Origin of the sequence: Pseudoclavibacter chungangensis, assembly GCF_013410545.1 — a bacterium.
Taxonomy (GTDB): Bacteria; Actinomycetota; Actinomycetes; order Actinomycetales; family Microbacteriaceae; genus Pseudoclavibacter; species Pseudoclavibacter chungangensis.
In genome coordinates this window covers 3,286,230-3,297,663 of sequence record NZ_JACCFV010000001.1, presented here as the reverse complement: position 1 = coordinate 3,297,663, position 11,434 = coordinate 3,286,230, and the positions used below count along the sequence as shown (strand labels likewise).

8 protein-coding genes are annotated in these 11,434 nt (G+C 72.9%); 4 read left to right on the top strand and 4 right to left on the bottom strand.

Features of this window, described 5'->3' with window-relative positions; all coding sequences use genetic code 11:
- The first annotated feature begins 81 nt into the window (after window positions 1-81).
- Entirely contained in the window at window positions 82-1,533 is a 1,452-nt protein-coding gene (gene tcuA / locus HNR16_RS14585; protein ID WP_158041676.1) for an FAD-dependent tricarballylate dehydrogenase TcuA, read from the top strand.
- A 28-nt stretch (window positions 1,534-1,561) separates the two neighbouring features.
- Here tcuA and HNR16_RS14580 read toward each other — a convergent pair whose 3' ends face one another.
- Window positions 1,562-1,846, bottom strand: coding sequence for a GNAT family N-acetyltransferase (locus HNR16_RS14580; protein WP_179558277.1), 285 nt, complete (start codon window positions 1,844-1,846; stop codon window positions 1,562-1,564).
- 63 nt (window positions 1,847-1,909) lie between these two features.
- Here HNR16_RS14580 and HNR16_RS14575 point away from each other — a divergent pair, with 63 nt between their 5' ends.
- Window positions 1,910-3,181 (top strand): M15 family metallopeptidase, encoded by a 1,272-nt coding sequence (locus HNR16_RS14575; RefSeq protein ID WP_179558276.1) that lies wholly within the window; start codon window positions 1,910-1,912, stop codon window positions 3,179-3,181.
- 148 nt (window positions 3,182-3,329) lie between these two features.
- Window positions 3,330-6,416 (top strand): zinc ribbon domain-containing protein, encoded by a 3,087-nt coding sequence (locus tag HNR16_RS14570; protein WP_158041679.1) that lies wholly within the window; start codon window positions 3,330-3,332, stop codon window positions 6,414-6,416.
- Between the two features lie 108 nt (window positions 6,417-6,524).
- Here HNR16_RS14570 and pgm read toward each other — a convergent pair whose 3' ends face one another.
- Complete coding sequence (gene pgm / locus HNR16_RS14565) at window positions 6,525-8,153, bottom strand: phosphoglucomutase (alpha-D-glucose-1,6-bisphosphate-dependent) (RefSeq protein WP_158041680.1); 1,629 nt, start codon at window positions 8,151-8,153, stop codon at window positions 6,525-6,527.
- A 75-nt stretch (window positions 8,154-8,228) separates the two neighbouring features.
- Here pgm and pheA point away from each other — a divergent pair, with 75 nt between their 5' ends.
- Window positions 8,229-9,209 carry a prephenate dehydratase gene (gene pheA / locus HNR16_RS14560; RefSeq protein ID WP_158041681.1) on the top strand — a complete coding sequence of 327 codons (981 nt, stop codon included), beginning with the start codon at window positions 8,229-8,231 and terminating at the stop codon, window positions 9,207-9,209.
- Between the two features lie 94 nt (window positions 9,210-9,303).
- Here pheA and HNR16_RS14555 read toward each other — a convergent pair whose 3' ends face one another.
- Entirely contained in the window at window positions 9,304-10,578 is a 1,275-nt protein-coding gene (locus tag HNR16_RS14555) for an FtsX-like permease family protein (RefSeq protein WP_158041682.1), read from the bottom strand.
- A complete protein-coding gene (locus HNR16_RS14550; protein WP_158041683.1) occupies window positions 10,575-11,309 on the bottom strand; it encodes an ABC transporter ATP-binding protein in 735 nt (244 codons plus the stop codon). The genes HNR16_RS14555 and HNR16_RS14550 overlap by 4 nt, the downstream gene beginning before the upstream one ends.
- Window positions 11,310-11,434 lie beyond the last annotated feature (125 nt).

Sequence of the window (11,434 nt, the reverse complement as noted above, 5' to 3'; positions counted from 1 at the left end):
GAATCCCCCGTCGGCGTGGATCGCTCGTAGCCTCGGTTCCCGGAAGTCTCGATGTGGAGATACATTCCCGAGGAGGAAGCGATGAACGACATCGATGTCGTGGTGGTCGGCGGCGGCAACGCGGGATTCAGCGCGGCACACGCGGCGGTGGAACGCGGACGACGCGTCGTGCTGCTCGAACGCGGCGACGAGGCGAGCGCCGGTGGCAACAGCTTCTACACGGCCGGCGCGACGCGCGTTCCGCACGACGGCCTCGACGACCTCCGTCGCATCGTCGTGCCCGACGAGCGCCACGAACGGTCGATCGTCCCGCCCTACTCGGTCGACGACTTCCGTGCCGACCTCGTGAAGGTGACCGAGGGGCGAAACGACCCGGAGCTGACCGAGGTGCTCGTCACCGAGGCGCGACCGACGCTCGAGTGGCTCATCGGCCTCGGGCTCGACTACCGGCTCATGTACGAGCGTCAGGCCTACGACCGACCCGACGGCAGCTTCCTGTTCTGGGGTGGACTGCACGTCGGCAACGTCGGCGGGGGCGAGGGGCTCATCGCCGACCACACGCGCGTCGCGCACCGTGAGGGGGTCGGGATCCGCTACGGCGCGTTCGTCGTCGATCTCCTCCGCGAGGGTGAGCGCGTCGTCGGCGTGCGACTCGACGACGGCTCGGAGGTGCGGGCGGAGTCGGTCGTGATCGCCTCAGGCGGGTTCGAGGCCAGCCCCGAGCTGCGGGAGGCCGAACTCGGACCGGGCTGGCAGCACGCGAAGGTGCGCGGGACGCCGTACAACACGGGCGTACTGCTCGAGGCGGCCCTCCGCGCGGGCGCCGCCCGGGGCGGCGACTGGACGACGTGCCACTCGGCGCAGTGGGACGCGTTCCTGCCCGAGAACGAGTCGAACCGCGAACTCACGAACCGGCTCACGCGCCAGTCCTATCCCCTCGGTGTGCTCGTGAACCGGGACGGCGAGCGCTTTCTCGACGAGGGTGCCGACTTCCGGAACTACACTTACGCGAAGTACGGCCGCGAGATCCTCGCCCAGCCCGGTTCCGTCGCGTGGCAGGTGTTCGATGCGACGCTGCGCCCCATGCTGCGCACGGAGGAGTACGACATGCCGGGCATCTCGGTCGAGTGTGCCGACACGCTCGACGAGCTCGCGGAGCGCGCGGGGATCCCCGTCGAGGCGTTCGAGCGCACGATCGGCGCCTTTAACGACGCGATCGACCGTGACGTCCCGTTCGATCCCACCGTCAAGGACGGCCGCGCATCGCACGTGGAGCCGGTCAAGAGCAATTGGGCGTCACCCATCGAGACCCCGCCGTTCTTCGCCTACGGCGTGACGTGCGGGATCACGTTCACGTTCGGTGGCCTGCGCACGGACACCCACGGCCGCGTCGTGCGCGACGACGGGGCGCCGATCGACGGGCTCTTCGCCTGCGGCGAGGCGCTCGGTGGACTGTTCTCGAAGAACTATCCGGGCGGATCGGGCCTCACCGCGGGCATGGTCTTCGGTCGCCGCGCCGGCGAGCTCGCCTGAGCTGGGCCGCCCCGCCGCGCACCCGTGGTCAGCGGGTCGTCAGGTCGGCGTACTCCGGGTGGCGCTTGATGTAGACGGCGACAGAGGGGCACTGCGGCACGACGCGCTTCGTGCTCGCGTCACGGAGGTCGCCGAGTGCGGCGCCCACGAGCCGGCCGGCGACGCCCTCGCCCTGGAACTCCGGACGCACGACCGTGTGGTCGATGACGATCGCGTCGTCGCGCTCGACGTAACTCATGAACCCGATCTCCTCGCCGTCGTCGGTGACGATGTAGCGGTCGGCCGCGGGATCCTTGGTGATCTGCTCGCTCATGCCGCGTAGCGTACGCCGGACGGCCGATGGGCCGCGAGCGGGTGAGTGTGAAACCCTGGGGGAATGTCCTGCCCCCGCGACGACTCGACCGAGAACGACTCCGATCCCTCGGCGACAGCGAATCCGACCCACGCCGACCGAGCGAGTGGCGCACCGAGCGGCTTCGACGGCTTCGGCGACGTCTCGGCGATGATCGGCCCGCCACCGGGTGATGCGCCGGACCCCTCGTCCGCGGTCGAACGGCCCGAGTCGTCGTCCGCGGACGCGTGGGACGAGTCGCATTCCGTCGACGCGTGGGACGAGGCGCCGTCGGCGGCCGCGACGGACGGGACGTCGTCCGGGAGCGCTGCGGACGGGACGCTGCTGGACGAGGAGGACACGGGGGACGAGGAGGACACGGGGGACGAGGACGGTCCGCTCGCCCCGCTCGCCGCGAGTGGTCCTGCCGCGGCGGCAGCGAGCCGGTCGGCCGCACGCGCGACCGACCGCCGCACGCGCCGACGCAGGAAGAGCATCGTGTGGATCGCCGTGGGCGCCGTCGCGGCCCTCCTCATCGCCGCCGGTTGCGGCTACGTCGCGCTGTTCGGTCTGCCCGGCGGCCTCGCGGCCGCGAGCGAGGCGCCCACGGCGACGGCACCCGGCACACCGACCGGCACGCCCACGCCGACGAGCACCCCGACACCGACGGAGACACCCACGCCGACGGCGACGTCCACACTGCCGGCCGGCGTGACCGACATCACCGATCCGGATTCGGTGACCGTGCTCGTCAACAAGCTCACGCCGCTGCAGCCGCAGGACTACGCGCCGAGCGATCTCGTGCGGCTCGCGGACATCGGACTGCTCTCCTCGAACGACCACTCGCTGCGGGCGCCCGCCGCGGACGCGCTCAAGGTGCTCTTCGCCGCCGCGGCCGCCGAGGGCATCACCCTCGACGGGCAGAGCGGCTACCGCTCCTACGAGACGCAGACATCGCTGTACAACGGCTACGTCGCCGACATGGGGCAGGCGGCGGCGGACGCGACGAGCGCGCGGCCCGGCTATTCCGAGCACCAGACGGGGCTCGCGATCGACATCTCGTCCCCCGACGAACCGTGTGCCCTCGAGGGCTGCTTCTCCGGGACGCGGGCAGGACAGTGGCTCGCCGCGCACGCCTGGGAGTACGGCTTCATCCTGCGCTTCGGCGACGGACAGACCGGCGTCACGGGGTACGAGTTCGAGCCCTGGCACTTCCGGTACGTCGGTGTCGAGGTCTCGACGGCGATGCACGACGGCGGATTCGTCACCTACGAGGAGTATCTCGGCGCCCCGGCGGCACCCGACTACGCGTCCTGAACGGTGCGCGGAGGTCTCCTCCCGGGAGGGGATGTAATGGCCGACCGGAGATGCAAGAACTGTGTTCTCAGTGGGAATCGGCGCCGAGTCCGCAATACTGGAGTGAATGGAGTGACGGGATCCCACTCACGCTCCCCAGGAGGTCACGATGGCTTATTGCCCCACGTGTGGTTTCGAAGTGCACGAAGGACAACGATTCTGTCCCGAGTGCGGCACGAAGCTGAGCGCAGCCGCGGCATCCGCCGACGCATCGAACGCCGTCCCGCACCGCCCCGTCGGGGTGGGTCAGGGGGTGCAGTGGAACTCACCGACGCCGCCCCATCTCGCGTCGGACCCGGTCGAGGACGAGCGCGACCCCGACGAACTCGACGACTTCTTCTCGAGCTATCGCCGCAAGGGGCCGCAGCCCTCGCCGGAGGCGGGCGAACAGCCGACGGAGGCGCCCATGCGCCGCAGTCGGCGACGGTTCAACCCCGATCTGAGCTACGGTGACGGTCCGCTGCCGGCGGCACCCCGGCCGGCGCACCCGACCGGTGGCGTCCCCGTGACGCCTCCCGCGGCCGCCTCCGAGTGGGCGCCACCGGAGGAACCGGCCGCGAGCGGACCACCCGCGGACGTGCCGAACCCGCCGAGCCGGGCCGAGCACGAGCCCGAGCCGGTCTCGGCGCCGACGGGGACGGAGTCCTCGATGCCGAGCTGGTTCGAGGAGCTGCCGGGCGACGAGGGCCGCGACGATTCGGCACACGCCGCCCCCGACCCCTTCGCCGCCGCCTCGGAGCGGGGCTCGTGGGACAACTTCTCGTCGGTGACCGGTGAACTGGATCGCGACGACGCGCCGGCGGGCGAGCACTCGACGCACCGTGCGCAGGCGACCCCGGGCGACGCCGACGCGCGACCGGTGCCTCCGCAGCCCGGCGGGCCGACGCGCCCCCCGGCGGCGCACCCGGCGCCCTCGTGGCAGGACGACGACATTCCGCCGACGCAGATGCATCCGGTGGCGTCGTCGTGGCAGGACGACGACGTCCCGGCGACGCAGGTGCACCCGGCGTCGTCGTCGTGGCAGGACGACGACATCCCGGCCACGCAGGTCCACGGCGTTGTGCGGCGCGACGGGGACGACGGCCCGCTGCCCGAGAGCTGGTTCGGCGAGTCCGACGACGCGGCACCGCAGGCCGCCAGGCCCGAGTCGGCCGCGCCGCCGAGACAGCAGGCGCCGAGACAGCAGGCGCCACGCGGCGCCGTACCACCGGCTCCGGAGGCGGCCGGTGCCGCAGGGCAGGGTGGTGGAAGCGCGCCACGCAGCTTCGACGAGCTCCTCACCGGGGCGGGCCCCGGCGGACCCGTGGTCGACGACGAGCAGCCCATCTCCTCGCGCGACTTCGACCAGACGGGCATCGTGCAGATGCCGCAGCATCCGCAGGCACGTCCGTCGGGGGCGCCGAGCATCTTCGAGGCGCCCGGCGTCGCCGGTCGTCCGGCGGACGACCGCCGGGTCGGTGAAGCCGGTACGCCGGATCGTCGGCAGGCCGCGGGGACACCCCCGCCGAGCCGACCGGAGGCCGGTGCGCCCGCCGCCTTCACGCCCCCTCCGACGTTCTCGCCGACCGCGAACGAGCCGGCACCGCGGGGTATCGATGCGCCGCCGTTCGCGAACGAGCCGACCTCGCAGCCGACGTTCGGACAGTCCCCGGCCGCGCACCGGGAGCCGGCCGACCAGCGGCCGGACGATGCGTCCTTCGCGCGTCCCGGGGCGACCCCCGAGTGGCCGACCTCGCCGGCGCAGGGGGCGCCGGAACGTCGTGCCCCCGAACACCGCGAGCCGGAGCATCGCGCCCCGGAGCACGCGGCGGTCGACGATCCGTTCGCGCCTCCCGCGGATCCCGGGCACACCGCGGCACACGGGGCACCGTTCCACGCCGCCCCCGAGCACGCGGCGCCCGAACACGACGCGTGGGAGCCGGAGCCGCCGACCGCGGGCTATGGCACCGCGGACGACGCGGCACACGGCGCCCCGGCCCACCGGGCACCGGAACACCGCGCCCCCGAGCACGCGGCACCGCCCACCGGACGTCCGCCCGTGGACGAGAACGAGGCGCGGGAACTCGAATCGTGGTTCGGCGCGGAGCCCGCGACGACCAGGTTCGACGCGGCACCGAGCATCGAGGAAGCGAACCGCGGCCCCCGCGGCGCGCAGGCCCCGGACGCGCGAGCGCAGCAGGGAGCCGACGGGAACGCCGGCGGCGCGGACCTCCTCGGCGCGTGGTTCGGCGGCGAGGACGAGCCCGACGACGAGCGGGACGACGTCCGTGCCGACTCGGCGCGCCCGTGGTACGAGCAGGGGATCGACGGCACCGAGAGCCCGTCGGCACGCGTCGCGCACGCGGGCGCCGCACCGGCCGCCGCGCCGGAGTGGGCAGCGCCGCAGGGCGGCGGCACCGTCGAACCCGGCGCCGAGTACGTCGCCCACGGAGCGCGGCCCGCGCAGCGCGCCGCGCAGTCCGCCGGTGCCGGGCCGGCAGGCCGCGGCGGCGCGGGGGATCGTGGCCCGCGGGCTGGTGGCCCGGGCGGCGGCTCCGGCGGTGCGGGCGGGTCCGGCGGGAGTCGACTCGACCGGACGGGGCGGCGTCGTCTCTGGACGATCGCGATCGCGGTCGTCGGGTCGATCCTGCTCATCGTCTCGGCCGTGATCATCGGCAACCAGATGCGCGGTGGTCAGTCTGACGTCGCCGAATCGCCCGAGCAGAGCGAGCAGGCCTCGCCCGAGGAGCAGCAGGCCGAGCCGGAGCAGACGGAGGCGGCACCGCCGGAGCAGCCACCGGCAGCGGTGGCCGATCCGAACTTCGAGTTCACGTCGTTCCAGAGCGAGTCGGCGAACCTCCGCTGCGTCGTGTCACCGACGTACGGCGTCGCGTGCCAGCACAGCAACCCGGCGTTCACCGTCCCCGACACGGTGTGTGCCGACTCGAGCGCGTCGGGTGCCGTCGTCGGGCTCGACTCGAACGGCTACACGTTCCCGTGTCTGACGCAGGACATCCCCTACGGGCAGCCGACGCTCGCGATGAACACGCCGACGCAGGTCGGTGAGTTCACGTGCACGATCACGCTCGCGACGGGTGTGACGTGTACGAACGCGGCGGGCGATTCGATGGCGCTCGAGTTCGAGCAGGGCATCACGACCGCGGGCCGCGCGTCGACGTCGCCGCAGCAGCCGGAGTCGCCGCTGCCGCCGGCCTGACGCCGCGCGCCGAGCGCCGAATACCGGGTGGTTTTCGGGGTTCCGGGTCGACCGGAACCCCGAAAACCACCCGGTATTCGATCTGCGCGGCGGTGGAGTGGCGCCGGGTCAGGACGCCGCGGCGAGCGCCGCGTCGACGATCGCCTTCGCCTCGGCCTGCACCTGGCGCAGGTGCTCGGGGCCGCGGAACGACTCGGCGTAGATCTTGTACACGTCCTCCGTGCCGCTCGGGCGGGCCGCGAACCAGGCCGACTCGGTGACGACCTTGACGCCGCCGATCGGTGCGTCGTTGCCGGGCGCGTGCGAGAGCTTCGCCGTGATCGGCTCGCCCGCGAGCTCGGTCGCCGCGATGTCGTCGCCCGAGAGCTTCTTCAGCACGGCCTTCTGCGCGGGCGTCGCGGGCGCGTCGATGCGCTCGTAGGCGGGCTCGCCGAACTCGGCGACGAGCTCCCGATAGCGCGCCGACGGCGTCTTGCCCGTCACGGCGATGATCTCGGCCGCGAGCAGTGCGAGCAGGATGCCGTCCTTGTCGGTCGTCCAGACCGAGCCGTCGCGGCGCACGAACGACGCACCCGCCGACTCCTCGCCGCCGAACACGACGCTGCCGTCGCTCAGGCCGGGCACGAACCACTTGAACCCGACGGGAACCTCGACGAGCTTCTTCTGCAGCGACGCGACGACGCGGTCGATCATCGAGCTCGACACGAGCGTCTTGCCGACGCCCGCGAGCGGCGACCAGCCGGGGCGGTGCGTCGAGAGGTAGTCGATCGCGACCGCGAGGTAGTGGTTCGGGTTCATGAGCCCGCCGTCGGGCGTCACGATGCCGTGCCGGTCGGCGTCGGCGTCGTTGCCCGTGAGGACGTCGAAGTCGTCGCGGTGCGCGAGCACCGAGGCCATCGCGGACGGCGACGACGGGTCCATGCGGATCTTGCCGTCCCAGTCGAGCGTCATGAAGCCCCACTGCGGGTCGACCGTCGGGTTCACGACCGTGAGGTCGAGGCCGTACTCCGTGCCGATGAGCTCCCAGTAGCGCACCGAGGCGCCGCCGAGTGGGTCGGCGCCGATGCGCACGCCGGCGCGCTTGATCGCGTCGAGGTCGAGGATGTTGCGCAGGTCCTCGACGTACTCGCGGCGGAAGTCGTGGCGCTCGATGTCCGACACGTCGCTCGTGCGCTTCACCTCGGCGAGGCCGCCCGCGATGAGCTCGTTCGCGCGATCGGCGATCCAGCTCGTCGCGTCCGTGTCGGCGGGGCCGCCGTTCGGCGGGTTGTACTTGAAGCCGCCGTCGGTGGGCGGGTTGTGGCTCGGGGTCACGACGATGCCGTCGGCGAGGTCGTCCTCGTTGTCCTCGTTGTAGCGGATGATCGCGTGCGACAGCGCGGGGGTGGGCACCCACGAGTCGTCGGCATCGGCGAGCACGCGCACGCCGTTCGCGACGAGCACCTCGTAGGCGGTGCGCTCGGCGGGCTCGCTGAGCGCGTGCGTGTCGCGGCCGATGAACAGCGGGCCGGTGATGCCCTGGGCCGCCCGGTACTCGCAGATCGCCTGCGTGATCGCGAGGATGTGCGTCTCGTTGAACGAGGTGCGCAGGCTCGAGCCGCGGTGGCCCGAGGTGCCGAACGCGACGGCCTGCGTGGGGTCGTTCACGTCGGGGACGAGGTCGGTGTACGCCGCCAGCAGTGCGTCGAGGTCGACGAGATCGGCGGGTGTGGCTGCGGTGCCTGCGCGCTCATGCATGCTCCGAGTCTGGCACCCGCGGGTCGCCCGGGGCTAGTGCGCGGGGCGGCTCGCCGGGACTCGTAGGCTTGGGGGATGACCGACGCCCCCGACGCCGCTGCCCCCTCCGCCTACACGGGCGTCGAGACGTACTCGTATCTCGGGCCCGCGGGCACGTTCACCGAGGCCGCGCTGCGGCTCGCGCCGCAGGCGCAGGGCAAGCCGTGGAAGCCCGTGAACAACGTGAACGAGGCGCTCGCGGACGTCACGAGCGGGCGCAGCGTCGCGGCGATGATCGCGATCGAGAACAGCATCGAGGGCGGCGTGACCGCGTCGCAGGACGCGCTCGCGACGACGCCGGGCCTGCGCATCATCGGCGAGTACACGGTGCCGATCTCGTTCTCGCTCGCGGTGCGGCCGGGCGTGGCGCTCGAGGACGTCAAGACGATCGCGGCGCACCCCGTCGCGTACGGCCAGTGCCGGGCGTGGCTCACGACGCACCTGCCGGGGCACACGCACCTGCCGGCGACGTCGAACATCGCGAGCGCGGGCTCGCTGTTCGACGAGGGGCTCCGGGTGGACGCAGCGATCACGCCGCCGAACATCCGTGAGCGCATCCAGGTGGACGTGCTCGCCGAGGGCATCGAGGACAACAAGACGGCGCGCACCCGCTTCGCGCTCGTGAGCATGACGACGACGCTCCCGCCGCGCACGGGCGCCGACAAGACGAGCCTCATCGTGGAGCTCCCCGAGGATCGTCCGGGCTCGCTTGTTCAGATGCTCGAGCAGTTCGCGACGCGCGGCGTCAACATGTCGGTCATCACGTCGCGCCCGATCCCCGAGCGCATCGGCCGGTACCGCTTCGTGATCGACCTCGAGGGGCACCTGCACGACGCGCGCGTGGCCGATGCGCTGCGCGGGCTGCGGCGGTACAGCCCGCACGTGATCTTCCTCGGCTCGTACCCCGAGGCCGACGGCACGCCGGTGCAGGTCGAGGGGAACGACACGGACGAGCACTACGCCGAGGCCGAGGCGTGGCTCGCGTCGCTCGAGCGCGACCCGGATGGGCTCGGCTGAGCGCAGCGGCTGTCCGCTGCGCGCACGCGCGGCCCCGCCCCGGTGCGACCGCCGCGCCGTCAGGACGGGTGGGGTATCCGGACGGGGGAGTGCCCTATTCGCCGCGGTCGGGCGCGAGGACGACGACGATCGCCGCGATGAACAGTGGCGCCGTGACGAGCGCCATCAGAACGACCGGCGTCGCGATGAGCGCTGCCGCGAGTGCCGAACCGATCACGGCGACGTTCGCGGGCATCAGCACGCGCGAGCGCCGGGCGCGGTCGATCTCGCGGCGGGGCATCCCGATCCGGTCCAACGCGACGGACAGCTCGCGGCGTTCGATGACGGTGGCCGTCTGGGTGATCGCGATCTGGCACGCGACGACGAGGAACGTCACGGCGACGAGGGCGATCACCATGGTGCGGGCGTCGGCGAACAGCAGGAGCTGATCGGTCGTCATGATCGCGCGGCTGTCGCTCGCGCCGATGACCTCGAGATAGCCGAGCATGCTGCCTGCGGGAACGAGGACGAACGCCGCCGGTGCGAGTGCCGACACCTGCCGCCACGCGGCGCGCGGATCGTCGGCGACGCCTCGTACAGCGATCAGTCGCGCCGGGTCGGACGTGCGTCGGGCGCGGGCCGCCGCGAGCCGCGACACGACGAACGGGCCGACGAGGCCGAGCACCGACATGACCGCGATCATCGTCAGGGCGAGCGCGCCGACGACCGCGACGACGCCCCAGCTGTCCGAGACGGTGCGCGTGACGACGACGGCGCCCGCCAGCACCACGAGCGCGGCCACCACGCGGAGGGGGCTCATGCGCGGCGCCTCCGGCCGTGTGCGGACGCCGAGTGGCGAGAGCACGACGCGACGCAGACCGACGAGGCCGCTCACCGCCGCGACCGCCACGAGGAACGGTGGCAGGGACGCGGCGAGCCACCACGGCAGCCACAGCTCGGCGGCCCGGAGCGGCTGCCCGTGGACGGTGAGCGCGCTGAGCAGGACGGGGAGCGCCGTCGACACGGCGGATCCGATGACGACGCCGATGGCCGCGAGAACGGTCACCTCGGTCACCGCGATCCGTCGCACGCGCGCGGCGCTCGCGCCGAGGAGGCGCAGCGTCGCGAGTCGGTCGTCCCGGCTGCGGGCGGTGAGGCCCGCGCTCGCCGAGCTCAGCGTGACGAGCGGGACGATCGACAGGCCGGCGAGCGCGACGGACAGGACCGCGTACCCCGGCTCGTCCGTCGGGACCGTTCCGTAGGCGATGGCGAGCATCGCGACGGCGACGGCGAGCAGCGTCGAAACCGCCGACGCGAGGACCTGCAACCACGTGAGGATCGACCACGAGCCACGCGGGAGGGCGAGCAACAGGGCGGGCGAGGCGTTCATCGTGCGTCCACGATCCGGCCGTCGAGCAGGTGCACGACGCGGTCGCAGCGCGCTGCCACCCGCTCGTCGTGGGTGACGATCACGAGGGCACGGGCGTCGCCGTCGACGGTCGCGAGCAGCGCGTCGAGCACATCCTCGGCGGTCCGCGAGTCGAGCGCGCCCGTGGGTTCGTCGGCGAACACGATCGTGGGGCCGGTGACGAGCGCGCGGGCGATCGCGACCCGCTGCGCCTGGCCGCCGGAGAGCTGGCCGGGGCGGCGCTCGCCGAGGCCCGCCAGGTCGAGCCGGGCCAGTTCCGCGTCCGCCCGCTGCAGCGCCTGCGCGCGGGAGCTGCCCGCGAGCAGGAGCGGGAGCGCGACGTTCTCGCCCGCCGTGAGCTCGGGGACGAGCAGGCCCTGCTGGAACACGAAGCCGAATCGGTGCAGGCGGAACGCCGAGCGTTCGGCGTCGGCGAGCGTCGCGAGGTCCTCGACGCCGCTGCCGTCGGGGCGCCGCACGACGATGTCGCCGGTATCGACGGCGATGATGCCCGCGAGGGCGTGGAGCAGCGTGGACTTCCCCGATCCGCTGGGCCCGGTGATCGCGACCGCTTCGCCCGGTTGCAGGGTGAGCGACGCGTCACGCAGTGCCGTGGTGTGCCCGTAGTGCTTGCCGATCCGTTCGGCCCGGAGCAGCCAGGTGGTTCCCGGGGCGTCAGGTCGGCGGGTCTCGGGGTCGCTTGTCGTGTGCATGCGTCGGTGCCTTTCGGTGCGCGGTCGGTGCCGAGCCGCGGTCGGTGCCGGGGGTGGTGGTGCCGCGCTGGAGTGGAGTCGGGGGCGGTGCTCGGTGGTGCCGGGATGTCCAGCACGCTACGGAG

Bases quoted from the DNA above. Each gene is read 5' to 3' on its own strand.
- tcuA (WP_158041676.1), top strand. From the start codon at position 82: ATGAACGACATCGATGTCGTGGTGGTCGGCGGCGGCAACGCGGGATTC.
- HNR16_RS14580 (WP_179558277.1), bottom strand. From the start codon at position 1,846: ATGAGCGAGCAGATCACCAAGGATCCCGCGGCCGACCGCTACATCGTC.
- HNR16_RS14575 (WP_179558276.1), top strand. From the start codon at position 1,910: ATGTCCTGCCCCCGCGACGACTCGACCGAGAACGACTCCGATCCCTCG.
- HNR16_RS14570 (WP_158041679.1), top strand. From the start codon at position 3,330: ATGGCTTATTGCCCCACGTGTGGTTTCGAAGTGCACGAAGGACAACGA.
- pgm (WP_158041680.1), bottom strand. From the start codon at position 8,153: ATGCATGAGCGCGCAGGCACCGCAGCCACACCCGCCGATCTCGTCGAC.
- pheA (WP_158041681.1), top strand. From the start codon at position 8,229: ATGACCGACGCCCCCGACGCCGCTGCCCCCTCCGCCTACACGGGCGTC.
- HNR16_RS14555 (WP_158041682.1), bottom strand. From the start codon at position 10,578: ATGAACGCCTCGCCCGCCCTGTTGCTCGCCCTCCCGCGTGGCTCGTGG.
- HNR16_RS14550 (WP_158041683.1), bottom strand. From the start codon at position 11,309: ATGCACACGACAAGCGACCCCGAGACCCGCCGACCTGACGCCCCGGGA.